The sequence below is a fragment of the Streptomyces sp. NPDC088254 genome (assembly GCF_044740925.1).
In the GTDB taxonomy this organism is placed as follows: Bacteria; Actinomycetota; Actinomycetes; order Streptomycetales; family Streptomycetaceae; genus Streptomyces.
This window is the reverse complement of record NZ_JBIURQ010000016.1, coordinates 85723-112163: the sequence shown is the minus strand read 5'-3', so window position 1 is coordinate 112163 and position 26441 is coordinate 85723. Positions and strand designations below refer to the sequence as shown.

Annotated in this window: 19 protein-coding genes and 1 pseudogene; 11 read left to right on the top strand and 9 right to left on the bottom strand. The window is 71.6% G+C overall.

What is annotated here, in order from left to right:
• Positions 1–47: 47 nt before the first annotated feature.
• Positions 48–191, top strand: coding sequence for a hypothetical protein (locus ACIOC0_RS37175; RefSeq protein ID WP_402160894.1), 144 nt, complete (start codon positions 48–50; stop codon positions 189–191).
• Positions 192–526: 335 nt separating this feature from the next.
• Here ACIOC0_RS37175 and ACIOC0_RS37170 read toward each other — a convergent pair whose 3' ends face one another.
• From ACIOC0_RS37170 to ACIOC0_RS37155, 4 genes are all read right to left on the bottom strand, one after another.
• Positions 527–1777: an alpha-L-fucosidase gene (locus ACIOC0_RS37170; protein WP_402160891.1), complete on the bottom strand. Its 1251-nt coding sequence runs from the start codon at positions 1775–1777 to the stop codon at positions 527–529.
• A 91-nt stretch (positions 1778–1868) separates the two neighbouring features.
• A complete protein-coding gene (locus ACIOC0_RS37165) occupies positions 1869–4928 on the bottom strand; it encodes an alpha-mannosidase (RefSeq protein WP_402160888.1) in 3060 nt (1019 codons plus the stop codon).
• Between the two features lie 71 nt (positions 4929–4999).
• Positions 5000–6337, bottom strand: coding sequence for a 6-phospho-beta-glucosidase (locus tag ACIOC0_RS37160; RefSeq protein ID WP_402160885.1), 1338 nt, complete (start codon positions 6335–6337; stop codon positions 5000–5002).
• Complete coding sequence (locus ACIOC0_RS37155) at positions 6334–7098, bottom strand: DeoR/GlpR family DNA-binding transcription regulator (protein ID WP_402161156.1); 765 nt, start codon at positions 7096–7098, stop codon at positions 6334–6336. The genes ACIOC0_RS37160 and ACIOC0_RS37155 overlap by 4 nt, the downstream gene beginning before the upstream one ends.
• Positions 7099–7247: 149 nt before the next feature.
• On the opposite strand from ACIOC0_RS37155, the gene ACIOC0_RS37150 reads away from it, so the two are divergent.
• The 7 genes and pseudogenes from ACIOC0_RS37150 (at position 7248) to ACIOC0_RS37120 (ending at position 18267) form a co-directional block, all read left to right on the top strand.
• Positions 7248–8267 carry a carbohydrate kinase family protein gene (locus tag ACIOC0_RS37150; RefSeq protein ID WP_402160882.1) on the top strand — a complete coding sequence of 340 codons (1020 nt, stop codon included), beginning with the start codon at positions 7248–7250 and terminating at the stop codon, positions 8265–8267.
• Between the two features lie 310 nt (positions 8268–8577).
• Entirely contained in the window at positions 8578–9864 is a 1287-nt protein-coding gene (locus ACIOC0_RS37145) for an ABC transporter substrate-binding protein (RefSeq protein WP_402160880.1), read from the top strand.
• Positions 9864–10826 (top strand): carbohydrate ABC transporter permease, encoded by a 963-nt coding sequence (locus ACIOC0_RS37140; protein ID WP_402160877.1) that lies wholly within the window; start codon positions 9864–9866, stop codon positions 10824–10826. The genes ACIOC0_RS37145 and ACIOC0_RS37140 overlap by 1 nt, the downstream gene beginning before the upstream one ends.
• Before the next feature lie 14 nt (positions 10827–10840).
• Complete coding sequence (locus tag ACIOC0_RS37135) at positions 10841–11704, top strand: carbohydrate ABC transporter permease (RefSeq protein ID WP_402160874.1); 864 nt, start codon at positions 10841–10843, stop codon at positions 11702–11704.
• Complete coding sequence (locus tag ACIOC0_RS37130; protein WP_402160872.1) at positions 11701–14640, top strand: glycoside hydrolase family 2 TIM barrel-domain containing protein; 2940 nt, start codon at positions 11701–11703, stop codon at positions 14638–14640. The genes ACIOC0_RS37135 and ACIOC0_RS37130 overlap by 4 nt, the downstream gene beginning before the upstream one ends.
• A gap of 62 nt (positions 14641–14702) precedes the next feature.
• Positions 14703–16532 (top strand): annotated as a pseudogene (locus tag ACIOC0_RS37125) (LamG-like jellyroll fold domain-containing protein).
• A gap of 49 nt (positions 16533–16581) precedes the next feature.
• Positions 16582–18267 (top strand): PHP domain-containing protein, encoded by a 1686-nt coding sequence (locus tag ACIOC0_RS37120; protein ID WP_402160870.1) that lies wholly within the window; start codon positions 16582–16584, stop codon positions 18265–18267.
• Positions 18268–18292: 25 nt separating this feature from the next.
• Here ACIOC0_RS37120 and ACIOC0_RS37115 read toward each other — a convergent pair whose 3' ends face one another.
• Genes ACIOC0_RS37115 through ACIOC0_RS37100 form a run of 4 tightly spaced genes read right to left on the bottom strand, consistent with a single transcriptional unit; the run spans position 18293 to position 22091 of the window.
• A complete protein-coding gene (locus tag ACIOC0_RS37115) occupies positions 18293–18748 on the bottom strand; it encodes a MaoC family dehydratase (protein ID WP_130437686.1) in 456 nt (151 codons plus the stop codon).
• A gap of 19 nt (positions 18749–18767) precedes the next feature.
• Entirely contained in the window at positions 18768–20273 is a 1506-nt protein-coding gene (locus tag ACIOC0_RS37110) for a long-chain fatty acid--CoA ligase (RefSeq protein ID WP_402160868.1), read from the bottom strand.
• 12 nt (positions 20274–20285) lie between these two features.
• Positions 20286–21161, bottom strand: coding sequence for an amidohydrolase family protein (locus tag ACIOC0_RS37105; protein ID WP_402161154.1), 876 nt, complete (start codon positions 21159–21161; stop codon positions 20286–20288).
• 12 nt (positions 21162–21173) lie between these two features.
• Positions 21174–22091, bottom strand: coding sequence for an SDR family NAD(P)-dependent oxidoreductase (locus tag ACIOC0_RS37100; protein ID WP_402160866.1), 918 nt, complete (start codon positions 22089–22091; stop codon positions 21174–21176).
• Between the two features lie 283 nt (positions 22092–22374).
• On the opposite strand from ACIOC0_RS37100, the gene ACIOC0_RS37095 reads away from it, so the two are divergent.
• From ACIOC0_RS37095 to ACIOC0_RS37085, 3 genes are all read left to right on the top strand, one after another.
• On the top strand, positions 22375–22803 hold the full coding sequence (locus tag ACIOC0_RS37095; RefSeq protein WP_351340962.1) for a MarR family transcriptional regulator: 429 nt from the start codon (positions 22375–22377) through the stop codon (positions 22801–22803).
• Positions 22804–22955: 152 nt separating this feature from the next.
• Positions 22956–23714: an IclR family transcriptional regulator gene (locus ACIOC0_RS37090; protein WP_402161152.1), complete on the top strand. Its 759-nt coding sequence runs from the start codon at positions 22956–22958 to the stop codon at positions 23712–23714.
• 341 nt (positions 23715–24055) lie between these two features.
• Complete coding sequence (locus tag ACIOC0_RS37085) at positions 24056–25462, top strand: glycoside hydrolase family 16 protein (RefSeq protein WP_402160864.1); 1407 nt, start codon at positions 24056–24058, stop codon at positions 25460–25462.
• A 38-nt stretch (positions 25463–25500) separates the two neighbouring features.
• Here ACIOC0_RS37085 and ACIOC0_RS37080 read toward each other — a convergent pair whose 3' ends face one another.
• Entirely contained in the window at positions 25501–26394 is an 894-nt protein-coding gene (locus tag ACIOC0_RS37080) for a helix-turn-helix domain-containing protein (protein WP_402160862.1), read from the bottom strand.
• Positions 26395–26441 lie beyond the last annotated feature (47 nt).

The following is a 26441-nucleotide window of genomic DNA, read 5'->3' as shown; positions in this document are numbered from 1 at the left end:
AGCCTGGGTTGCCGCCACAACCTCAACTCTGCTCCGCACATGTTCTGTTGACACCCCGCCGGGTCAAGCCCCCGTGCGAGACGCTCGCCTGGGTCGGCGCCCTCCTCCCCGTCCTGACAACCCTGGGCGGACCGGACACGCCGGAGCGGCTGTTCGACGTCGTCGAGGAGGTCGCCACCGCCTGGCCCTGACCGCGGAAACTTTTTTCTCCGAGTTTCGCCGAGGGGTGTATCAGGGCGCGGGGTGCGGGCTCTATACGGTGTGACGCCGAAGGTCCGCGGAGGAGATCGGGGGAACACGGGGGCCTCCGCGAGGCCTTTGGCGGAGCGCGCGGGGCCGGTCGACGGGGGGACACAGGGGGAAGGCGCCGCGCACGGGGGGAAGCACCGCGCAGTACAGGAACCGACGGGGGGGACGGGGATCGACGGGGGATCCCCGGCACGGGGGATCGGGTCGGCCGGCCGCTGTCACGGGGAGCGACCGGCCGGCCCGAATCGTGTCCCGGCCGCGCGTCCGGCGGAGCGGGTCAGGAGCGGCCCGATCCCCGGTACAGCTCCAGTTCGCCGTCCAGTTCCACGGCGAGCACCGTGGCGTACGGGTCGAGATCGGAGGCCGTCGGCGGGTCGATCCACAGCACGCCCACCGCCTCGTGCAGTCCGCCGACGATCCGGTGGGGCAGCTCCGTCCCGCTGCCGAGCACGGTGACCCTGCGGACGGGCGTGACGATCCCGCGGACGCCGATCTCGGCGCGCGGGGCGTCGAACAGGGTGAGGTAGAGCGTGCGGCGGTCGGCGGAGAGGGTGCTCGGTCCGTAGTGGTGCCCGGCGGGCAGTCCGCGCACCGTGCCGTACACGGCGTCGGCGTGCTTCGCGATCCACTCCCCCAGGCCCTCGAGCCGCTCGACCTGCGGCTGCGGGATGGTGCCGTCCTCCTTCGGGCCGACGTCGAGCAGCAGGTTGCCGCCCCCGCCGATGGTCTCGGTGAAGTAACGGACGAGCTGGGCGAGTGACTTGTGGTTGTGGTCGTGGTGCTGGTAGCCCCACGAGTCGTTGATCGTCAGACACAGTTCCCAGGGGCCCTCCGGCGGCACGACGGGGGCTCCCTGCTCCGGGGTCGCGTAGTCGCCCTCGCTGAGCATGCGCGCGTTGAAGACGACGTCAGGGGTGTACGAGCGGATGAGCGCGCCGAGTTCGGGGATGCGCCACTGCTCCTCGCTGCGGTCCCACTCGCCGTCGAACCACATCAGGTCGGGCCGGTGACGGGAAACGAGTTCGCGGATCTGGCCGTCGCGGTAGGCGATGAACCGCTCCCAGGCGTCGAGGTCCTCTTCCTCGGCCGGGCATTCGGAGTAGCGGTTGTCCTCCATCTCCGGCGGGCGGCCCGGCTTGCGGGTGGTGGCGTAGTCGGGGTGGTTCCAGTCGGAGTGCGAGTAGTAGAAGCCGACCTTGAGGTTCTTCTCGCGCAGGGCCTCGACGTACCCGGAGACGTAGTCGCGGCCGAGGCCGAGGTCGCCGAAAGCGGTGTCCCACAGGGCCACGCCGTCGTGGTGGCGCGTGGTGAGCACGGCGTAGCGGGCACCCGCGCGGGCGAACAGGTCTGCCCAGGCGCGGGGGTCGTAACGGGCTCCGGTGAACCGGTCGAGCTGGGACATGTACCGGTCGTGCGGCACGATGTCGTCGTAGAACGACCAGGACTCCTGGACGCCGTCGACAGCGTAGATCCCCCAGTGGACGAAGATCCCCAACTTGGCTTCGGTGAACCAGGGTTGCATCGGCATGGCGGAACTCCTCGGCGGGCTGGGGCACTTCGGATGGGGGGCGGGAGCGCGGCGGAACGCGGTCGCGCGCCCGCCCCCGGGTCGGCCTTCCCTATCGGCCGTCCGTGACGCGCTCCAGACGGAGCGTCAGGACCTGGAAGGGGCGCAACGTCACGCTGACGGCGCCCTGTTCGTCGGTGTCGGCCTGCTCCAGGGGGCGTTCCAGCAGGTCGGTCACCTGGGCGCCGGCCAGCGGGAAGCCCGTGCGCAGGGCGCCGGTCGCGCGGCCGCCCCGGGACTCGTACAGGCGCACCACCACGTCGCCGGAGCCGTCGTCGGCGAGCTTGACCGCCTCCACGGTCACGCCCTCGCCGCTGACGGAGACGACCGGCTCGGGGGCGCCGGCCGCGTCCGCCACGCGCAGCGGGAGGTTGAGGGCGTAGCCCTCGGCGACGGCGTCGTCGATGCTCGCGCCGGGCAGCAGGGAGTAGGTGAAGCGGTGGCGGCCCTGGTCGGCCTCGGGGTCGGGGATGCGCGGGGCGCGGACCAGGCTCAGTCCCACGGTGGTCGTCGTGCCACCGTCCTCGCGGACCGTGCGGGAGACGTCGTGGCCGTACGTGGAGTCGTTGATGACGGCGACGCCGTAGCCGGGTTCGCCGATGTGCACCCAGCGGTGGCCGGGCACCTCGAAGCGGGCCGCTTCCCAGGTGGTGTTGGTGTGGGTGGGGCGCTGGACGTGGCCGAACTGGATCTCGGCGGAGGAGTGCGCCGCGCGGACGTCGACGGGGAAGCCCGCCTTGAGGATCTTCTCGACCTCGTGCCAGTCGATGTCGGTCTCGAAGTCGATGCGGGCGCTGCCGGCGCGGAGACTGATCGTCTGCGTGATCGTGGAGCCCTTGCCGAAGGAGCGCGTGACGCGGATCGCCCCGGCCAGCGGGTCGTCCTCGACGACGGTCACCGCGTCGGCGTCCAGGAGGTCGGTGTAGCGGTTCTTGTAGTGCTTGTCGATGTCCCAGGCGTCCCAGCAGTTCGGGAGGTCGGTGTGCAGGCGGAGCAGGTTGCCCGGGCCGGCGAGGACTTCGCGGTTCGCCCGCAGGTCGGTCACGGAGGACAGGGTGCCGTCCGCCGCCACCTCCACCCGGACCAGGCCGTTGTCGAGGACGTGGCCGGTGACCTCGACCGGGTGCGGCGGCTCGGCGTCGTCGGTGAGGGGGGCGCTGCCGCCGGCCGGGACCGCCACGTAGGCGCGGGCGCCGTCGGCGGTGCGGACCACCTCGGCGCGGTCGAAGGGGCTCGTGTTGAACACGCGGGGGCCGCCGGCGCCGAGCGCGGCGACCGCCTGTGCGGTCAGTTCCTCCACCTCGCCCGCCACGCGGGCGTATTCGGCCTCGGCCTCGCGGTGCACCCAGGCGATGGAGGAGCCGGGCAGGATGTCGTGGAACTGGTGCAGCAGGACCGTCTTCCAGAGCCGGTCGAGCTCTTCGTGGGGGTAGGTGTAGCCCGGCGCGTGCAGTGCAGCGGTCGTGGCCCACAACTCGGCCTCGCGCAGGCGGTGTTCGCTGCGGCGGTTGCCCTGCTTGGTGCGGGCCTGGGAGGTGTAGGTGGCGCGGTGCAGCTCCAGGTAGAGCTCGCCGACCCAGACGGGGGCGTCCGGGTACTCCTCGCGGGCCTTGGCGAAGAACGCGTCGGGGTGCTCGACGACGACCTTGGCCGAGCCTTCCAGGTCGGCGAGCCTGCGCGCCCGTTCCATGATCTCGCGGGTGGGGCCGCCACCGCCGTCGCCCCAGCCGAAGGGCGCCAGGGAGCGGGTGCCGGCGCCCTTCTCGGCGTAGTTGCGGACGGCGCGGTCCATCTCCACGCCGTCGAAGCGGGCGTTGTAGGTGTCGATGGGCGGGAAGTGGGTGAAGATGCGGGTGCCGTCGATGCCCTCCCACCAGAAGGTGTGGTGGGGGAACTTGTTGGTCTGGTTCCAGGAGATCTTCTGGGTGAGGAACCAGTCGTTGCCGGCGAGCTTGGCGAGCTGCGGGTAGGCGGCGGTGTAGCCGAAGGAGTCCGGCAGCCAGACGCCCTTGGTCTCGATGCCGAAGTGCTCGATGAAGAACCGCTTTCCGTGGACGAGTTGGCGCACGATGGCCTCGCCTCCGGGCAGGTTGCCGTCGGCCTCGACCCACATGCCGCCGACCGGCACCCACTGGCCCTTCTTCACGGACTCCTGGATGCGGGCCCACACGTGCGGGTAGTTGTCGCGGACCCACTCGTACTGCTGGGCCTGGGAGCAGGCGAAGATGAAGTCGTCGTACTCGTCGGCCAGGGACGTCACGTTGGAGAAGGTGCGGGACGTCTTGCGCTTGGTCTCGCGGATGGGCCACAGCCAGGCGGAGTCGATGTGGGCGTGGCCGACGCCGGAGACGGTGTGCGCGCTGGCGTGGGCGGGCTTGGCGAGGACGGGCGCGAGGACGGCGCGGACGTCGGCGGCGCTGCCGGCGACGTCGTCCAGGTCGAGAGCGTCCATGGCGCGGTCGAGGGCGTGCAGGATCTCGTGGCGGCGGGGCTCGTGCTCGCCGAGGTGGACCATGAGCTGGCGCAGCACCTGGAGGTCGAGGTCGAGGTGCCAGACCTCCTCGTCGAGGACGGCGAGGACGGCGCGGCGGAAGGTGTACAGCGGCTTGTCGCCGGCGGTGAGGATGTCGCCGAGCGGGGTGGGGCGTGCGAAGTCGTCGGCCAGGATGTCGGGGTTGGAGGCGGCCTCGACCAGATAGTCGACGCGTTCGCCGCCCTCGGCGGGGTTGGCGACCGGCACGTACTGGTTGAGCGGGTTGACCGCCTTCAGGGGCCGGCCGTCGGGCAGGTGGACCAGGGCCTCGGCCTGGTTGCCGGGCCAGTCGCCGGTGAAGCCGAGGTCGATGACGGCCTCGACCCGCCGGCCGGCCCACTCGGCGGGAACCTCTCCGGCCATGCGGAACCAGGTCGTGCCCCAGGGCGGCCCCCACGGGGTGTCCATCGTGAAGGGCTCGTACGAGGCGGCCGCCGCCTCCTCGAAGGGGACGGGCTCCCCCGGCGCCTGCCAGGCCTCCACGGTGAGGGGGACGGTGGCCGCGTAGATGGCGGGCTGGATGCGCTGGGTGTGGAGACGCTCGGCGCGCTCCTCGATCCGGTTGCGTTCGTCGTGCATGAGAGGTTCTCCAGACAGGGAGCGGAGAGTGCGGGGAAAGGCCGGAAGAAAGCGCTTTCCGGTCGCGGAGCTTACTTGAGGTACCCGAGTCCGGGGTGCACCCGGGTGTAGCCCTCGACCAGCCTGCGGGCCACGTTGACGGAGTCGACGAGCGGGTGCAGCGCGAAGGCCTTCACCGCCGTCGCCCGGGCGCCGGACTCTGCGGCGCTCAGCACCTCGCGTTCGACCGCCTTGACCGCGCAGACCAGGCCGGTGGCGTGGTCGGGCAGCGGGTCCGCGGCGACGGGGTGCGCGCCGTTGGCGTCGACCAGGCAGGGGACCTCGACGACGGCCTCGGAGTCGAGCGCGGACAGGGTGCCGCCGTTGCGGACGTTGAGGATCAGCGTGGTGCGCTCGTCGCGGGCGATGGCCCGCATCAGCGCCAGGGCGACCTTCTCGTAGCCGCCGGACAGGTCGTCGGCGTCGCGTTCGCCCGCGCCGGCGGTCTCCCGGTTCTCCGCCATGTAGGTGGCCTCGCGCTCGGCGCGGGTGCGGTCCCAGGCGGTGAGGGCGGACACGCCGGGCTTGCGCGTCTCCTCGTAGAACCGGGCCTGCTGGTCCCGCAGGAAGGCCCCACGGGTCCGAGCAGCGGCCTTGTAGGCGTCGACGGCTTCCCTGTTGAAGTAGTAGTAGTGCAGGTACTCGTTGGGGATCGCGCCGAGGGACCGCAGCCAGTCGGCGCCGAAGAGCTTGCCCTCCTCGAAGGAGCCGAGCAGGTCGGGGTCGGCGAGCAGGCGCGGCAGTTCGTCGCGGCCGGCCACGCGCAGGCCGCGCACCCAGCCGAGGTGGTTGAGGCCGACGTAGTCGATCCACGCCTCGCGCGGGTCGGCGCCGAGCACCCGGGCGATGCGGCGGCCGAGGCCGACCGGCGAGTCGCAGATGCCGATCACACGGTGGCCGAGGTGGCGGGACATGGCCTCGGTGACCAGTCCGGCCGGGTTGGTGAAGTTGATGACCCAGGCGTCGGGAGCCAGCCGGGCCACCCGGCGGGCGATGTCGACGGCGACCGGAACCGTGCGCAGGCCGTAGGCGATGCCGCCCGCGCCGACGGTCTCCTGGCCGAGGACGCCCTCGTCCAGCGCGACCCGCTCGTCGTTCGCACGGCCCTCCAGACCGCCGACGCGGATCGCGGAGAAGACGAAGTCGGCGCCGCGCAGGGCCTCGTCGAGGTCGGTGGTGGCGGTCACCACGGGGGCGTCGGGCACGCCGTCCGCCTGTTCGGCCAGCACACGGGCGACCGCGTCCAGGCGGCCGGCGTCGAGGTCGTGCAGGACGACCTCGCTCACCCGGCCCTCGCCGCGGTCCGTGAGCAGTGCTCCGTACACCAGCGGCACCCGGAATCCTCCGCCGCCCAGAATCGTCAGTCTCACCCGTGCACCTCTCCTGCCACGACCACCTCGACGCCCGCCTCCTCCAGGGAGGACCGGGTCGCCGGGTCGACCGGCGCGTTCGTCACCACTGCGTCCAGGTCCTCGGGACCGCAGACCTTCGCCATCCCGGTACCCGGGAACTTCGCCGCGTCGGCGAGCAGCACGACTCTGTCGCTCGCCTTGATCATGGCTCTCTTCACCGGCACCTCTACGACCGTCGTGTCCATCACCTGCCCGCCGGGGCGCACGCCGCTGGTGCCGAGGAAGAGCCAGTCGGCGTGCAGCTGGCGCAGGTTGTCCTCGGTGAGGAAACCGACCAGGGAGCGGTACTCGCGGCGGACCATGCCGCCGAGCAGCACCAGCCCGATGCCCTCGTCGTCGGCGAGTTCCTCGTAGACCACCAGGTTGCTGGTGATCACTGTGAGCCGACGGCCGTGCAGTTGCCGGGCCAGCCGGTAGGCGGTGGTACCGATGTCGAGCAGCACCGACTGCCCGTCCTGGACCATCGCCGCGGCGTGCGCGGCGATGGCGTCCTTCTCGGGCACCCGCACCTCGGCGACCTCGGCGAAGGGCTGGTCGCCCTCGTCGGCGACGGCGCCGCCGTGCACCCGCGTCAGCAGCCCGTCCTCCTCCAGTTTGACCAGGTCGCGCCTGATCGTGGCGGGGCTCACGCCGAGCTGCCCGGAGAGATCGGTCACGGCCGCGGGACCGCCGGAGCGCAGGGCCCGCAGGATGAGTTGGTGTCGTCGTTCCGCCAGCACGCCATGGACACTACCCGTCATCTTCAATCATTTCCATGCTCAGTTCTGCTCGGGTATTGACCAATCTCCCGGAGCGGCGCACGATTCCGGTCACGAAATGAAGAAGTTTGACGAACCCTCCGCGTTCCCCCCGACGAGAGGACGTTTCCGTGGACGACGACCGGCCCGACGTGCTGCTGACCGGGCTGCTCTTCTACGACCTCGTCCTCACGGGGCTGGCGAAGCCCCCTACCCCGGGTGAGGAGGTCTGGACGGCCGGCATGGGCTGCGGCCCCGGCGGCATCGCCAACCTCGCGGTGACCGCCTCCCGGTTCGGCCTGCGGACCTCACTGGCCACCGTCTTCGGCGACGACTTCTACGGCGGCCACTGCCGGGAGGTGCTGGCCGGGCAGGAGGGCGTCGACCTCTCGCTCTCCCGCACGGCCGACGGCTGGCCCACCCCCGTCACCGTGGCCCTGGCCCACGGCCACGACCGGGCGCTGGTCACCCACGGCCAGGAGCCGCCGTACTCGCAGGACGCCCTGGTCGCTGACCCGCCCGAGGCGCGCACCGCCCTCGTGCACATCGAGGCCGAACCGCGCGCGTGGCTCGGCAAGGCCGCCGCGAACGGCACCCTGATCTACGCCGACGTCGGCTGGGACCCGACCCGTCAGTGGTCCCGCGACCTCCTGGACCAGCTCGCCCTGTGCCACGCCTTCCTCCCCAACGAGGCCGAGGCGATGGCCTACACCCGCACCGACAGTGCCGTCGCCGCCCTCGGCACACTGTGCGAACTGGTCCCGGTGGCCGTGGTGACGCGGGGCGGGGACGGCGCGATCGCCGTCGACCAGACGACCGGCGAGTACGCGGAGGCCCCCGCCCTCGACGTCGACGTGCTGGACGCCACGGGCGCGGGGGACGTCTTCGGCGCGAGCTTCGTCGCCGCCTCGCTCGGCGGCTGGCCGCTGGCGGAGCGGCTGCGGTTCGCGGTGCTGGCCGCCGGGCTGTCCGTCCGGCACCACGGCGGCGCGCTCGCGGCGCCCGGCTGGTACGGCGTGGACCGCTGGTGGCGCTCGCTGACCGACCCCGCCCTGAAGCGGGCGTACGGCTTCCTCGCGGACCGGCTGCCGGCCGACCCCGGCCCGCCCGTCCGGCACGCCCCCGTGACCCCGCCGGACCCACGGCGCTGAGCCATGGGCCGGCGCGAGGAACGGACCGCCTTGAACAGGCGCGGGACACCGGCCGACGACGGCCCCGCGAGAGCACCGCTCCCCCGACGGCACACCACCGCACGGTTCCCACCGGAACCGGGTGAGAGCACCCCTCTCCCGACGACTCATGACCGCACGGACACACCAGGACCGGGCGAGAGCACCGATCACCCAGGCGCGCGAGGGAGCCGGACGTCTCCGGCGCACGCGAGCGCCGATCCCGGGCGAGAGCACTGATTCCCCAGTAGGCATGCGAAGAAGCGAAGAGATCCGAAAGGCGGTGGGAGCTGTGCGGCTCTCACGAAGAGGCCTGCTCCGCGCCGGCGCGGCCGGCGCGGCCGCCACGGCGTTCGGCGGCCTGGCGTCCGGCTGTGCCGTCCCGGCCGGCTCCACCGGGCGCGACATGGTCCTGTGGTACTGGAGCGGCGGTCTGAGCGACACCGTCGTGAAGAACGCGAAGGCCCGCTACGGCGGCGAGGTGAGCCTGAAGGCCGTCCAGATCGGCGGCTACTACCGCTCCAAGCTGATCACCACGATGGCCGGCCGCGCCCACATCCCCGACATCGCGGGGCTGAAGGGCGAGGACATGGCGTCCTACCTGCCGAACGCCGGCCAGTTCGTGGACCTGCGCACGCTGGGCGCGGACCGGTACCGCGGCGGGTACCTGCCGTGGAAGTGGGACCAGGGCGTCGCCGACGACGGCACGATGGTCGGCTTCCCCATCGACTGCGGCCCGGTCGCGCACTACTACCAGTACGCCGTCTTCCGCAGGGCGGGGCTGCCCTACGAGCCGCCCGACGTCTCCGCGGAGCTGAACACCTGGGAGAAGTTCTTCGGCGCGGGCGAGCAGCTGAAGAAGCGGATACCGGGGACCTGTCTGCTCACCGACGTCAACAGCGTCTTCGAGAACGCGGTGCAGCAGGGCGGCAAGCGGTACGTCGACAAGGACCGCCGCTTCATCGGCGACCAGGAGCATGTGCGCCGGGCCTGGGACCTGGCCGTGGAGGCCAAGCGGCGCGGCATCGTCTCCGACATCGTCAACGGCACCCCGGACCAGTTGTCGGCGATCGAGTCCGGCAAGCTGCCCAGCCAGCTCGGCGCCTCCTGGGCCACCGGCGACCTCAAGAACGGCGTGCCGAAGACGGCCGGCCGGTGGCGGGTGGCGGACATGCCGGTGCGGCCGTCCAACAACGGCGGCTCCTTCCTGTCGATCACCAAGGCGTGCCGTGACCCCGAGCAGGCCTTCCGGATCATCACCTGGCTGCTGGACCCGGCCAACCAGGCGCGGAGCTTCGTAGACGCGGGCCTGTTCCCCTCCACCCCCGCCTCGTACGGCATGACGGAACTGCGTGAGCCCGACCCCTTCTTCGGCGGCCAGGTGACGATGGACGTCTTCGGGCCCGCCGCGCAGAAGATCACGGTCGCCTACAACAGCCCGTTCGACGTGGCACTCGGGCAGCCGGTCAAGGACGAGATCAAGAACGTCGGCGTCCTCGGCAAGGACCCGAAAAGAGCCTGGAGTGACGCCATGGGCAAATGCCGGCGCATCGCCGAACACCTGGGGGTGAGCTACTGATGGCCACCGTCCCCGCACTGGAGAAGCCCCCGGTCGCCGTGGTGGAGACGCCCGTCGCACGGCCGCGGTCGGCGCTGCGCAAGCACTGGCATCTCTACGCCGCGATCTCGCCGTTCTATCTGCTGTTCCTCGCCTTCGGCCTGGTGCCGGTCGGGTTCTCGCTCTACCTCTCCCTGCACCGCTGGGACGGCCTCGGCTCGATGGAGTGGGCCGGTCTGTCGCAGTACCGGTATCTGATCGGGGACTCGGAGTTCTGGAGCTCGATCGGCAACACCCTCGTCATCTGGGCCCTCGCCACCTTCCCGATGATCTTCCTGGCGATGGTGACGGCCGTGATGCTCAACTCGGCGGTCCGGTTCAAGAACGTCTACCGGTTCGCCTACTTCCTGCCCAACGTCACCTCGGTGGTGGCGGTCGCCATCGTCTTCGGCTCGGTCTTCTCCACCAACTTCGGCCTCGCCAACGCCCTGTTGCAGGCGGTCGGGCTGGACCAGGTGGCGTGGCTGAACACCCCCTGGGGCATCAAGGTCGCCATCGCCACGCTGATGACCTGGCAGTGGACCGGCTACAACGCGATCATCTTCCTCGCCGGTCTGCAGACGGTCCCGGGCGAGCTGTACGAGGCGGCGCGCATCGACGGCGCAGGTCCGGTGCAGACGTTCTTCCGGGTCACGCTGCCGATGATGCGGCCCGTGCTGCTGTTCGTGCTGGTGGTCTCGACGGTGACCGGCCTGCAGAGCTTCTCCGAACCGCAGGTGCTGCTGCAGACCACCGCCAACGACTCGACGTTCTCCGGCGGCCCGGACCACGCGGGGCGCACGATGGTCCTCTACTTCTTCCAGCAGACCTTCGACAACAACGACTTCGGCTACGGCGCCGCCGTCGCGTGGGGCATCTTCCTCGTCGTCGTCCTCTTCTCGATCATCAACTGGCGTCTGGTGCAGCGCCGGGGCGAAGACTAGGAGGGTCTGACGCCATGGCTTCCATCCACGACACGAAGCGGCCCGGGGCGATCCACGGCTCCCGGCGCCGGGGTCTCGCCCTGCACACCGTGCTGATCCTCGGACTGCTGCTCTCGGCCTTCCCGTTCTACTGGGCCGTGATCATGTCGACGCACACCTCGTCGGAGATCTTCTCCTACCCGCCGAAGCTGCTGCCGGGCTCGCATTTCGTGGAGAACGTCCGCAGCCTGTTCCGCACGGTCGACTTCTTCGGCTCGATGGCCAACTCCCTGCTGGTGGCGGGGTCGGTGACGTTCCTGGTGCTGCTCTTCGACTCGCTGGCGGCGTTCGTCTTCGCCAAGTTCGACTTCCCCGGCAAGCGGACGCTGTTCGTGCTGCTGATGTTCATCTTCATGGTCCCGGCGCAGCTTGCGGCGATCCCGCAGTTCGTCATCATGGCGAGGATCGGCTGGATCGGCTCGATGACCGCGCTGATCGTGCCGGCCGCCGCGAACGCCTTCGGCATCTTCTGGATGCGCCAGTACATGAAGGGCGCGATCCACGACGAGCTCCTCGACGCCTCCCGCATCGACGGCGCCGGCTTCCTGCGCCAGTACTGGCACGTGGCGCTGCCGGTCGTCCGGCCGGGCCTGGCCTTCCTCGGCATCTTCACCTTCATGGGCCAGTGGAACGACTACGCCTGGCCGCTGATCGCCCTGACGAACCCGGACAACGTCACCCTCCAGGTCGCGCTGTCCCAGCTGAACGGGACCCACGGCACGACGGACTACGGGATGGTCATGACGGGCGCGCTGCTCGCCCTGATCCCGCTGCTCGTCGTGTTCGCGATCGGCGCCCGCCAGATCATCGCGGACCTCGGCAAGGGAGCCATCAAGTGACCGACCCCCTGTCCCCCGCGGCCGACCCGCTGATCGCACTGCGCCCCTGGGAGTCGCCCGAGACGACCTCCTGGCGGCGGCTGCCCATGAACGCCGTCGACCGTCGCGCCGGCGCTCACGTCCTGGACGGCGAGTGGCGCTTCCAGCTGCTGTCCGCTCCGGACGCACCGGCCGGCGACACCTGGTCGACGGCGGCCGTCCCCGGCGTGTGGACGCTGCAGGGCACTGCGGACCTGCCCCAGTACCTGAACATCCGGATGCCGTTCGCGCAGTTCCCGCCGGCGTCGCCCGAGCGCAATCCGACGGGCGTGTACGAGCGGGAGGTCGACGTGCCCGCCGACTGGGCCGGGCGGCGGATCGTGCTCCAGGTCGGGGCCGCGGAGAGCGTGCTGCTGGTGCACGTGGACGGGCGGCCCGTCGGCCTGTCCAAGGACTCCCACCTGGCCGCCGAGTTCGACCTGACGGACGTGGTGCGCGCCGGGGAGCGGGCCGTCGTACGGCTGACCGTCGTCAAGTGGTCGGACGCCTCGCACATCGAGGACCAGGACCAGTGGTGGCACGGCGGGATCACCCGCTCGGTCCTGCTGTACGCGACCGACCCGCTGCATCTGGCCGACGTGGCGGTGCGGGCTTCGCTGGGCGGTGACTTGCGGGTGGACTGCCGGGTGCGGGACGCACGCGGGGCGCTGCCCGCGGGCTGGCACGTCAGTGCGGAGCTGGACGGGCTGCCGCTCGCGCCGGACACCGCCTTCGACCTGGCCAACGCCGAGGACGGGCGGGTCTCCGACTTCCTCGGCGAGGCCCGGCTGCTCGCGCGGGTGCCCGACGTGCGCCCGTGGAACGCCGAGACGCCCGAACTGTACGACCTGATCGTCCGGCTGCACCGCGCGGACGGCACGGTCGCCGACGTGTCCCGGCACCGGGTGGGCTTCCGCGACGTGGAGATCGTCGGACGGGACCTGCTGGTCAACGGGGAGCGCGTCCTCATCCGGGGCGTCAACCGGCACGACTTCCATCCGCTGACCGGGCGCACGGTGTCGTACGACGACATGCGGGCCGATCTGGTGCTGCTCAAGCGGTTCGGCTTCAACGCGATCCGCACCGCGCACTATCCGAACGACCCTGCGCTGTACGACCTCGCCGACGAACTCGGCTTCTACCTCGTCGACGAGGCGGACATCGAGTCCCACGACCACGCCCACGAGATCGCCGAGGACCCCCGCTATCTGAACGCGTTCGTGGACCGGGTCTCGCGCATGGTGCTGCGGGACAAGAACCACCCGTCGATCGTCGTCTGGTCGCTGGGCAACGAGTCCGACTACGGCGCGGGCCACGACGCGGCGGCCGGCTGGGTGCGCCGCCACGACCCGACGCGGCCGGTGCAGTACGAGGGGGCCGCCAAGCGCGGCTGGGCGGACCCGGACGTGGCCTCCGACATCGCCTGCCCGATGTACGCGCCGCTGGAGGACTGCCTGGCGCACGCGCTGTCGGGGCAGCAGACCAAGCCGCTCATCCAGTGCGAGTACTCCCACGCGATGGGCAACAGCAACGGCACGCTCGCCGACCACTGGGCCGCCATCGAGGCCACCCCGGGTCTTCAGGGCGGGTTCATCTGGGAGTTCTGGGACCACGGAATCCTCCAGCGTGTGAACGACGCGGGACCGGCCGGCCGTGAGGGCGCCGGACACTATGACAACGGTGTCGCCGCGCCCGGCTACCGCTGGGCCTACGGCGGCGACTTCGGCGAGCGGGAGCACGACGGGGCGTTCATCGCGGACGGCGTGGTCTTCCCCGACCGCACGCCCAAGCCCGTGATGTACGAGCACCGGGAGCTCGCGGCGCCGGTGCGGCTGACGGGCTCGCGGCACGAGGGCCTGGTCCTCTCCAACCACCAGCACTTCCGCGGTCTGGAGTGGCTCGCGGCCGAGTGGGAGCTGTCCCTCGAGTACGGCGGCACCCTGACCGCGCCGGCCGAACTGCCGCCGCTGCGGCCGGGCGAGACGGCGGTGGTGCCGCAGCCGTTCGAGCTGCCGGAGGACGGCGGCGAGGCGTGGCTGACGCTGCGGGTGCGCACCGCGCACGACCTGCCGTGGGCGCCGTGCGGCACCGAGGTGTGCGCGCCGCAGTTGCGGCTGCGGGCGGCCGAGCCGGTCGAGGAGCGGTCGGTGGCGGCGCGCGTGGAGGTCGACGACGAGGGGTTGCTGGTGCATCCGCTGCTGAGCGCGGCGCCCACGCTGTCGCTGTGGCGGGCCCCGACGGACAACGACGAGCTGGGCGGTGCGGCGCGGCGCTGGCGGGAGTGGGGACTTGACGCGCTCGTGCGCGAGCCGGTGTCGGTGGGCCGGCACGGCCTGTCGGTGACGGTGGTCGCCGAGTACGCGGGCCCGGCGGGCGTGGTGCGGCACCGGCAGGTGCTCACGCCGGTCGAGGGCGGGGTGCGCGTCGAGGAGGAGGCCGAGCTGCCGGAGGAGTTCGACGACGTGGCCCGGGTGGGTTCGGTGTTCGAGACGGTCGCGGGACCGGACCTGCTGGAGTGGTTCGGTCAGGGCCCCTGGGAGTCGTACCCGGACCGCTGTGCGGGAGCCGCGGTGGGCCATCACTCGGTCCCCGTGGACGCGCTGTTCACGCCCTACCTGCGGCCGCAGGAGAGCGGGGGCCGGCACGGGGTGCGGCGCTTCACGCTGTCCGCGCCGGACGCCACGGGTGTCGCGGTGACCCTGGACGAGCCGCGTCAGGTGTCCGTCACCCGGTACCGCGCCGAGGAGCTGGCGGCGGCCGCCCATCACGACGAACTGACGCCGCGCGCGGGCTGCGTGGTGCACATCGACGCTGCGCACCGGGGTCTGGGCACGGCGTCCTGCGGCCCCGACACCTTCCCCTCGTATCTCGTCGCACCGGGCGTCCACCGCTGGAGCTGGACCCTGCGCGTCCTGTAGCCGCCCGCCCCCGACTCCCCTTCTGCACGACTCACTTCACCCGGCTTTCCCATGGAGCACCCGTGTGTACTTCGCATGCCCGGAACCCGGGCGAGGCCCCGCCGGCCGGCGCCGGACGGCGTGGGTTCCTCAGAGCCACCGCGCTGCTCGGCGCGGCCGCGACGGCTTCGGTGGCGCTGCCCGCGACCGCCGCCGGCGCCGCCGGGGCGGGACGCTCGCGTCCTGATCCCGACAGCCGCCGGTTCACGCTCGCGGTGATGCCGGACACGCAGTACCTCTTCGACGGGCCGAGCATCGACAAGGCCCCGGTGGAGGCGTCGCTCAGGTATCTGCTGGCACACGGGGAGGACGAGAACATCGTCTTCCTGTCCCACCTCGGGGACCTCACGCAGAACGGGACGGAGGACGAAGTAGCCGCCGTCAGTGAGGCGTTCGCCCTGCTCGACCGGCGCGGGGCCGGATACAGCGTCTTGGCCGGCAATCACGACGTGCCCTCGTCCACGACCGACCGACGCGGGGCGACGCCCTACCTGGACGCCTTCGGCCCGCGACGCTTCACGGACAGGCCGACGTTCGGCGGCGCCTCCCCGGACGGTTACAACACCTACCACGTCTTCCGGGCCGGCGGGCGGGAGTGGATGGTGCTGGCACTGGACTGGCGGCTGTCGGACCAGGGGTACGCGTGGGCGGCCGACGTCCTGGCGCGGCATCCGCACACCCCTGTCATCCTCACCACGCATGAACTGGTCCTCGCGGACGACACGTTGTCGCCGTACGGGCAGCAACTGTGGGACCGGCTTGTCGCCGACCACGACCAGGTCTTCCTCACCCTCAACGGCCACTACTGGCCCGCCGGGCGGGCGGTCCGCCGCAACAAGGTCGGGCATGACGTCCACCTGCACCTGACGAACTATCAGAATCGTTACTTCGGCGGCGCGGCGATGATCCGCCTCTACCGCTTCGACCTCGACCGGAACGTCATCGACGTGGAGACGGTCTCCCCCTGGATCCTGGGCCGGGCGGCGAAGGGGCTCAACGAGCTGGAGCGGCAGGAGATCGAACTGAGCGGCGACGCCGACCGGTTCACCGTCGGCATCGACTTCGCCGAGCGGTTCTCCGGGTTCGCCCCCGCGCCGGCCCGTCCCGCGCGCCCGGCGTGGCGGATGCTGGTGAGCGGCACGGTCGCCTACTGGCGCTTCGACACGGCGGTCTCCGGCGCCGTACGGGACCTTTCCGGGCACGGCAACGACCTCGCCGTGGTGGCGGTGGGCGACGGTTCGCTCGGCTGGTCCCCGGACCACCACCCGGACCAACCGGGCCACGGCAGCCTGGAGTTCCAGGGCCACAAGTCCCCGTTGAGGGGGGCGTATCTGCGCACGGTCGACGGTGCGCCCATCAACTCGGCCACCTTCACCGGCGGTTACACCATCGAGGCGTTCTACCGCCTTCCCGCCGACTGGGACCCCGCGCACCACGCCTGGTCCGGGCTGGTCGGCCGCACCGGCACGGGAGGGGCCGCCGGGAAGACCGCCGACGACCTTGACGAGCCGCTCGCCACGCTCTCCCTGTCGAACGACCGTGAGCCGCAGTGGGCGATGCGCCCGCTGAACCAGCTGGGCATCGCCACCAACTAGGGCCAGGAGACGCCTCTTGAGACCTGGTGGCATGTCGCCGTAGTCAACGACGGCAGGCACACCACCCTCTACGTCGAAGGGTGCCCGGTGGTCCGCAACCCGAGGGCGTCCGCCGTCGGGATCGCCTCCGTCGGCCTGCCCTGGCTGCTCGGCGGCTACGAGTACGGCGGTCGCATCGACCAGATCCTGCACGGGCGGCTCGGCGACGTCCGGATCGTCGAACGGGCGCTGCCCGTGACGTCGTTCATGAACCACTGAGATCCACAGAGACCCGCTGAGATTCGCCGAGATCCACCGAGAGGCATCGATGACCGAGCAGCAACTGCCCGCCTGGGCCGATCCGTCCGTCCCACCGGCCGAACTCGACGCCCAGGGCGTGTCCCGGCGCGGAATCCTGCGCGGCGCGGGCCTGTTCGGCGCCGCGTTCGCCCTCGGCGGGGCGGCTACGGCCCCGGCGGCCGCGGCTCCCGCCGCCGCGAGCCCGGGACGCGCTGTCGGGGGCGAGGACCCCCAGCTCGCCTATCTCGTCGGCGACCACCACGTCCACAGCGTCTACAGCCACGACGCGAAGTACACGTTCTCCCAACTGGCCGCGGCGGCCGCCCGGTACGGCCTCGACTGGATGGTGTTCAACGAGCACTCCAACTTCGGGCACGCCCGCTACGGCGCGAAGGCGGAGCACCAGGAGATCCTCAAGGCCCGTGCCGAGAACCCCCGCCAGCTGATCTTCCAGGGCCTGGAGTGGTACATCCCCGCCGCCGAGCACTGCACGGTGTTCGCGGCGCCCGGCCCGCACGAGGTCGACGTGCTCACGCAGTTCGAGCTGGCCTACGACGGCAAGCTGCTCAAGTACACCGAGGGCGCACCTGACAACCCGAACACCGCCCGCAACGAGGCGCACGCCGTCAAGGGCATCAAGTGGCTCGCCGAGCAGCGCCGGACGGGGTATGTCGACGACGTCCTCGTCCTCGCCAACCACCCGATGCGCCTCGGCATCGACTCGCCGCACGAGATGCGCAACTGGCGGGACGCCGCCCCCGAGATCATGATCGGCATGGAGGGCGCGCCCGGCGCCCAGGGCGGCGGCATCCCGGGGTGGGAGGGGCCCGACTCGCAGCGCGGTGAGTACACCAACAAACCGTCGGTGGACTCGTGGGCGGGATACCCGCGGAACGCGTACGTGCTCTACGGCGGCTTCGACTGGATGACGGCGACGGTCGGCGGCATGTGGGACGCGATGCTGGCCGAGGGCAAGCTGTTCACCGTCACCACCAACTCCGACGTCCACCGGGTCGTCTTCGACACGTGGAAGAACGGCGACTGGCCGCCCGGCACGACGTTCGACGACACCGGCCGGCTCCCCGACCCCGTGAACACCGACTCCCCGCAGCCCGGCGGCGACTTCTGGCCCGGCCAGTTCAGCCGCACCCACGTCGGCGTCACCCGATACGGCTACCGCTCGGTGATGACGGGACTGCGCGCGGGCCGGGTGTGGCTGGACCACGGCCATCTCCTCGACGGACTGGAGGTGCGGCTGACCCGCGAGGGCGACCGCGGCCGGGGCGTCACGCTCGGCGGCCGGCTGCGGGTCCGCAGGGGTGAGAAGCTCACCCTGCACATCACCGTGACCACCGCCTCCCGCCCCAACCCCCACGGGATCCTGCCCCGGTTGGCGCATGTGGACATGATCCGCGGCGCGGTGCGCGGCCCGGTCGCCGACCGCGACGACTGGCGCGCGCCCGACAGCAGGGTCGCCTGGTCCCGGGACGTGAGCGGCCGCAAGGGGACGTATACGCTGCGCGTCCCGCTGACCGCGGGCGAGGAGTCCTTCTACGTGCGGCTGCGCGGCAGCGACGGCAAGCGGAACGGAACCGGTTACCTGGGCGCGTCCGTCGACCCGCACGGCCCGATCCCCCACCCGCCGGGCGACGGCGACCCGTGGCAGGACACGTGGTTCTACTCCAACCCGGTCTTCGTGGACGTGGTGCGCTGAAGCGGCCTGTCCGAGGGAACGGCCCTCACGCGTAGAAGCGGGAGAGACTCCGCAGCACCGCCGCCGGCTTCGCCCCGCCCTCGATCTCGATCGTCCCGTCCACGGTGATCTGCACGCCGCCCGGGACCTCCTCGACCTCCGCCAGTTTCCCGGCCAGCCGGATCCGGGAGCCGACCTTCACCGGCGCGGGGAACCGCACCTTGTTCAGGCCGTAGTTGACCTTGGTCGTGACGCCCTGGACGTCCAGCAGTTCGGTGAAGAGGGGGATGAACAGGGAGAGCGTCAGGTATCCGTGGGCGATGGGCGCACCGAAGGGCCCGTCCTTCGCGCGTTCGGGGTCGACGTGGATCCACTGGTGGTCCCCGGTCGCGTCGGCGAACGTGTCGACGCGCTCCTGCGTGACCTCGATCCACTCGCTCGTGCCGAGGTCGCTGCCGGCGAGCTTCTTGAGTTCGTCGAGGCCGTTGACGGTGATGCTCACGCGAGGGTCCTTCCGTGGGTCAGGAGTCGGCGCCGAAGCGTCGGCGCACCCGGGCTTTGAGGAGCTTTCCGGAGGCGGTGCGCGGGAGTTCGTCCGCGATCACCACCGACTTGGGGATCTTGTACTTGGCGAGCCGGCCGTCGAGGGAGGCGAGCACCTCGTCGGGATCCAGCGAAGCGCCCTCCCGGGGCACGACGACCGCGCGGGGCACCTCGCCCCATGTGTCGTCGTGCACGCCGATGACCGCGCACTCGACGATGTCGGGGTGGGTCAGGAGCCGGTCCTCGATCTCGGCGGGGTAGACGTTCTCCCCACCGGAGATGATCATGTCCTTGATGCGGTCGACGATGTGGACGTAACCGTCCTCGTCGACCTTCGCCGCGTCGCCGCTGCGGAACCAGCCGTCGGCGAAGGACGCGGCCGTCTCCTCGGGCAGCCCCCAGTAGCCGGGCATGACGTGCGGGCCGCGCACGACGACCTCGCCGGTCTCGCCGGCGTCGACGGGTGTCAGGTCGGGCCGCACGACGCGGACGTCGCTGAAGAAGTGCGGGACGCCGGCCGAGCCGGCCTTGCTGACGGCGTGCTCCGCGTCCAGGAAGAGCGTGCCGGGCGCGGCCTCGGTCATGCCGTAGCCCTGGAGGAAGGTGAGGCCGCGTTCCTGGTAGGCCGCGATCAACGGGGTCGGGACGGGTGAGCCGCCGCAGGTGAGGATGCGCAGCGAGGACAGGTCGGCGTCCGGCCAGCGCGGGTGGCGGGCGAGCTGGTCGAACATGGTCGGCACGCCGAACATGAAGGTGATCCGGTGCCGTTCGACCAGGTCGAAGGTGGTCTGCGGGTCGAACGCCTCGACCAGGACGCAGGCGCCGCCCTTGAGCAGCACCGGCAGCGTCAGCATGTTCAGCCCGGCCGTGTGGAACAGCGGCGCGGTCACCAGGGCGCGTTCGTCGGCGATCAGGTCGGTGTCGACGAGGACGTTGACCGCGTTCCAAGTGAGGTTGCCGTGGGTGAGCATGGCGCCCTTGGGACGGCCGGTGGTGCCCGAGGTGTACATGATGACGCAGGTGTCGTCGGGGCCGACGGGCTCGTCGAAGGGCTCGTCGTCGGCCGCGGCGAGCGCCTCCTCGTACTCGGCGCCGACCTCGACGTACGCGCGTACGTCGGTACTGCCGGGCAGTCCGGCGACGAGGCCCGCGGACGCCGGGCCGTGGACGAGGACCTTGGCGCCGGAGTCGGCGAGCTGGTAGGCGATCTCGGGGCCGGCCAGACGGGTGTTGAGCGGGACGAAGACCGCGCCGAGGGCGCCGGCCGCGAACAGGGTCTCCAGGTAGGAGGGGTGGTTGGGGCCGAGGTAGGCGACGCGGTCGCCGCGGCGCACGCCCCGGGCGCGCAGGGCGTGGGCCAGGCGTGTGGTGCGGGTGTGCAGGGTGGCGTAGTCGGTCGGCCGCCCGCCGTGGATCAGGGCGGTGCGGTGCGGGGTCTTGCGGGCCCGGCGTGCGGGCCATGACCCCAGTCCCTCGTTGCGCATCTCCACGCCCCTCTACGGTGTGGTCAGCCCGAGCAGACGGGCGGCGTTCTCCTTGAGGATCCTCGGCTTCACGTCGTCCTTGATCGTCAGCTTGTCGAAGTCGGCGAGCCAGCGGTCGGGGGTGAGGACGGGGAAGTCGGAGCCGAAGAGGACCTTGTCCTTGAGCAGGGTGTTGGCGTACTGCACGAGTTGCGGCGGGAAGTACTTCGGCGACCAGCCGGACAGGTCGATGTGGACGCCCGGCTTGTGGGTGGCGACGGCGAGGGCCTCGTCCTGCCAGGGGAAGGACGGGTGCGCCAGGATGATCTTGAGGTGGGGGAAGTCGGCGGCCACGTCGTCGACGTGGAGGGGATTGGAGTACTTCAGCCGGATGCCTCCGCCGCCCGGGACGCCGGCTCCGATGCCGGTCTGCCCGGTGTGGAAGAGGGCGATGGACCCGGTCTCCTCGATCACCTCGTAGAGGCCGTACGCCACCGCGCGGTCGTCGGGGAAGAAGCCCTGGACGCTGGGGTGGAACTTGAAGCCCTTCACCCCGTACTCCTCGACCAGGCGGCGCGCCTGCCTCACGCCGGCCTTGCCCCGGAAGGGGTCGATGGAGGCGAAGGGGATGAGGACGTCCGCGTTCGCGGCGGCGGCCTCGGCGACCTCCTCGTTGGGCACCGGCGGGGTGCCGGTCGCGGACTCGGCGTCCACCGTGAAGATCACGGCGGCCATCTTCCGCTCACGGTAGTAGCGGGCCGTCTCCTCGATGGTCGGCTTCCGCTCGCCCTCGACCTTGAAGTAGGCGGAGGACGCGTCGTGCAGGTCGTCGTCGAGCGAGGAGTGCCCGCTGGAGGACACCTCGGCGTGGGTGTGGACGTCGATCGCGACGAGTTCCTCGACGTCTATGCTCGCCATGACTCACGCCTCCGGGAACGCGGGCGCCGGGATGCCGACGGTCTGGAGCTCGGCGCCGACCGAGGTGGGGAAGGCGTCGGCCAGGGTCGCCGGGGTCCAGCCGCCGTCGGCGTAGGCCGCACGGATCTCCTGCGGATGCGACCAGAGTGCCACCTTGTCGCCGCCGATGCCGATGGCCTGGCCGGTGACGCCCCGGGCGGCCTCGGAGGCGAGGAAGGGCACGAGCGCGGCGCAGTCCTCGGGGGTGCCGAAACCCTCGCCCTTGCGCAGGAAGTCCGGGAGCGCCTCGCCGTTCCTCATGGCCTCGACGTAGGGGGCGAAGGCGGGGACGGTCTCGGTCATCACGGTCGCGGCGACCGGCACGATCGCGTTGACGGTGATGTGCGCGCGGCCCAGTTCCATGGCCCAGGTACGGGCGAAGGCGGCGATGCCGGCCTTGGCGGCGGCGTAGTTCGTCTGCCCGAAGTTGCCACGCTGTCCGGCCGGGGAGCCCACCAGGATCAGGCTGCCGCCCTCGCCCTGCTCGCGCATCCGTACGGCGGCGGCGCGGGCGCAGGTGAAGGTGCCCCGGAGGTGGGTGGCGATGACCGTGTCGAAGTCGTCGTCGGTCATCTTCCACAGCACCTTGTCTCGCAGGATGCCGGCGTTGGTGACCATGACGTCGAGCCGCCCGAACTCCGCGACCGCGCGGTTGACGAGCCGGTCCGCGGCCTCGGTCGTGCCGACCGGCACCACCTCGGCGACGGCGGCGCCGCCCGCCTCGACGACGGACTTCACGGCCTGCTCGGCGGCCGCCTCGTCGACGTCGTTGACGACCACGCGGGCGCCGTGGGCGGCCAGGGCCTGCGCGTAGGCGAGACCGAGGCCCCGGCCGCTGCCGGTGACGACGGCGACCTTGCCGGTGAGATCGATGGGAGGCACGGGTGGGTCCCTTCACGCGGTGACAGGGGCGGTACGGCCCGGGTCGAGCACCGGAGTGGGCCGCGAGATCGAAGGTAGGAGCAATAATTGTCGTCGTCAATAGTTGTTGTCGTCCGGAGGGTGGGTCATGCTGGAATCGGACCCGCGCGGCACGCACGACCGCATGCAGCGCATCGCACCGCACGCACCACCGCCCCCCGCCGGGGCCGACACCAAGGAGCCCGCCATCGCCCGCCGGCACGACACCGTGAACGCCACCCCGATCGACTCGGAGGAGCCGTGGATGCGCGGGCTGCACGCGGACGCGGGCTACCTGCTCTACCGGCTCGGCCTGCGCTCGGGTCAGTTGTTCAACACTTTCCTCCAGGAGTCGGGGCTGCGCCTGCGCCACTACGCGGTGCTGCGTTTCCTCGCCACGACGGAGGGCGCGCTCCAGCGCGAGCTGAGCGCACGGCTCGGGTACGACCCGAGCGCGATCGTCGGTCTCGTCGACGACCTGGAGAAGCTGGGCTTCGCCGAGCGCCGCCCGGCACCCGACGACCGGCGCAGCCGGATCGTCGTCCTCACGGAGGCGGGCGGGGAGTTCCTGCGCGGCACGGACGAGGCCGGCCTGCGGGTGACGAACGAGCTGCTGTCCCCGCTCGACCCGGCCGAGCGGGAGACGCTGCACGCCCTGCTGCTGCGCGTCGCCGGGGACGGGCTCGGCGGATGAGAGGGCCGGGCGGACGATTGACGCCGGCCCGGCGGTCTGCCTAACTTCGCGACGGTGCGGGGCGACGCCCGTCCCGCCGCAGCACGGGGAGGAGGAACCCGTTGCCGACGACGTCGAGGACACCGCCGCTCACGGGCACGCCCGCCGCACCCGTGCCGACGGTCGCGCCCACCCGTTCCGCGCCCGACCGGCTGCTGTCCGTGCTCGCCGCCTTCGACCACGCGCATCCGGCGCTGTCCCTGACCGACATCAGCCGGCGGGCGGGCCTGAGCCTGACCACCGCACACCGGCTCGTGGCGGCGCTGGCCGAGTGGGGCGCCCTGGAGCGGGACCCGGCGGGCACGTACCACGTGGGGCTGCGGCTGTGGGAGATCGCGGCGCTGGCTCCCCGGGGCCTGGCTCTCCGCCAGGCCGCGCTGCCCTACCTGGAGGATCTGTACGAGGCCACGCACGAGAACGTGCAACTGGCGGTACGGGACGGCGCCGAGGTCGTCTACACCGAGTGGCTCTCGGGACACTCGGCGGTCGGCGTGCGCATCCGCGTCGGCGCGCGCTGGCCGCTGCATGTGACCGGCGTCGGGCTCGTCCTGCTGGCGCACGGCGGAGCGGAGCTCCAGGAGACGTACTGCGCCGCCCCGCTGGCCTCGTACACGGCCCATACGATCACCGACCCCGCGCTGCTGCGCCGCACGCTCGCCGAAGTCCGGCGCACGGGAGTCGCGGTGAGCGACCGTCAGGTGACGGACGACGCCCTGTCGGTGGCCGCCCCCGTACGCGGCACGGACGGCGAGGTGGTGGCGGCGGTGTCGGTGGTCGTCCCGGCGGCGAACGCCCAAGTCCCTTCCCTGGCACCGGCGATACGGCTGGCAGCACGAGGAATCTCCCGCTCCCTGGGCTGGCACCCGACGTGAGGCTCACGCATGTTTGACGGCCCGTCATCCGGCGCCTCCTTGACGGCTCGCGCGGGCTGGGGCGCGCCTCACCCTCGCGTCACAACGTGCCCTGCCTGCAGGCTTTCGCATGATGATGTGCGCCGGGCAGGCGCGTCGGCCGCAGGCTCCGCTCACCACCCGTCACGGCGGCAGCCGCAAGCTCCCTTCACGGGCTGAACCCACCTGCACCGCAACGACTTTCACGGTTTCACCTCTTGACGGCCGAGGGCAACGGGAGCACATTGGGCGCACTTTGAGAGCGCTCTCAAAGAGCACTTCCCGCACCCGTACACCCCCACCCCGTACCCGAGAGGCACACCATGAGTGACACCTCCGGCACCCCCCGCGGACCGCGGCGCCCCCTGCGGCGGGCGTTCGTCGCCGTGCTCAGCACCCTCGGTCTCGCGGCGCTCGCCGCCACGGCCGCCACCCTGCCCGCTACGGCCTCCGCGCCCACGCCCCCGGCCGGCTGGACGCAGGTCTTCCTCGACGACTTCGACGGCGCCGCGGGAACCGGCGTCAGCACCGACAACTGGCAGTACTCGACAGGAACTTCATATCCCGGCGGCCCCGCGAACTGGGGCACCGGCGAGGTCGAGACGATGACGAACAGCACGAGCAACGTCTCGCTCGACGGCACCGGAAACCTGCGCATCACCCCGCTGCGCGACTCCGCGGGCCGTTGGACATCGGGCCGTATAGAGACCAGGCGCACCGACTTCCAGCCCCCGTCCGGCGGCAAGCTGCGCGTCGAGTCCCGGCTGCAGATGCCCTCCGTCACCGGGACCGCGGCCGAGGGCTACTGGCCGGCGTTCTGGATGCTGGGCGCGCCGTACCGGGGCAACTACCAGAACTGGCCCTCGGTGGGCGAGATGGACATCATGGAGAACGTGCAGGGCCTGAACCGCGTGTGGGCGACGCTGCACTGCGGCACCAGTCCGGGCGGCCCCTGCAACGAGACCACCGGCATCGGCGGTTCCACCGTCTGCCCCGGCGTCGCCTGCCAGTCCGGCTTCCACACCTACGCGTTGGAGTGGGACCGCTCGGTGACCCCGGAGACGCTGCGTTTCTCCGTCGACGGGACCGTCTACCACACCGTCACCGCGAACCAGGTGGACGCCACGACCTGGAACAACGCCACCCGCCACGGCTACTTCATCATCCTGAACGTGGCGATGGGCGGCGGCTTCCCCGACGCCTTCGGCGGCGGGCTGGACGCCGACACCCGCTCGGGCGTGCCGATGGTCGTCGACTACGTGCGGGTCCTCCAGGCCACGGGCGGCACCGGCGGAACCACGCCTCCCCCGAGCGGAAACCGTGACGCCTACACCGCCGTCCAGGCCGAGTCCCACGACGAGCAGTCGGGCACGACGACGGAGACGACCACCGACACCGGCGGTGGGCAGAACATCGGCTCCCTCGCCAACGGCGACTGGGCGCTGTACCGGGGCGTCGACTTCGGCTCCACCGCGGCGACCCAGTTCCTCGGGCGGGTCGCGAGCGGCGCGGGCGGCGGCGTCAGCGGTCTGGTCGAGGTCCGCCTCGACAGCCGCGGCAGCGCTCCCGTCGGGAGCTTCGCGGTGGCCGGCACCGGCGGCTGGCAGTCCTGGCGGACGGTCCCCGCGAACATCGCCCCGGTCACCGGCACCCACGACGTCTATCTGACCTTCACCAGCGGCCAGCCGTCCGACTTCGTCAACGTGAACTGGTTCAGCTTCGGCCATTGAGGCGACAGCCCGAGGGCCGGAGTTCACCCGGCGGCGTTTCAGCGCATCTCCGCGCGGAACGCCGCCGGTGTCGTGTCCGTGTGCTGGTGGAAGAACTTGGAGAAGTTCGCCGGGTCGGGGAAGCCCACCGCGACGCCGACGCGGCCGATGGGCAGATCGGTGTGCGCCAGCAGGCGCTTGGCCTCCAGGACCACCCGCTTGTCGATGAACCCCTTGGGCGTCTCACCGGTCGCCGCGCGGACCGCGCGCACGAGGGTGCGGCGGGAGTAGCCGAGCGCGTCGGCGTAGGCGCTGACACTGTGGACGGTGGCGAAGTCCCGCTCCACCGCCTCCCGGAAGAGGGTGAACGTGGTGTCGGCCTGCCGGCGGGCCGCCTCGGCGGAGCTGGTGGCGAGGTGCGCGAGGCGCAGCAGGAACGCCGTCAGGCAGTGGCGCAGCACGGAGGTGTGCAGGTTCGGGGGCAGGGTCGCGCTGTCCTCGTACTCGCGTCGCAGGTGGGAAAGGGCCGCGCGCAGAGCGGCCGACCGGGCGGCGTCGGGGCGCAGGAGGGGCGGGAGGTCGTAACGGTACAGGCCGGTGGCCTCGACGGTGTCGCGGGGCAGGAAGCCGGGCTGCATGGTGAGGGCGGTCCCCTGGTACTCGCCGGCCCGGGTGAAGCGGTGGACCTGGCCCGGGCGGATCCACAGGACGTCGCCGGCGGTCGCCTCGTACTCGTCGAAGTCGACCATGTGGCGGACGGGACCGCCGGTGAACAGCAGCACGACGTGGAAGTCGATGCGGTGGACGCGGTCCAGCGGCGCGTCGGCGTGCCAGGTGCGCCCGGCGCCCATGGGGCCGATCTGCATACCGACTCCGCCGACGCTGAGTTCGACGGGGAAGGGGAAGGTTCTGATCCCGTCATCGGCGGCTTCTTGGGTACTTGTATCCACCATGTCCTTCTTGTGCTGCTCCGCCGTCGCGGTCCGTGTCCCACTTTCAC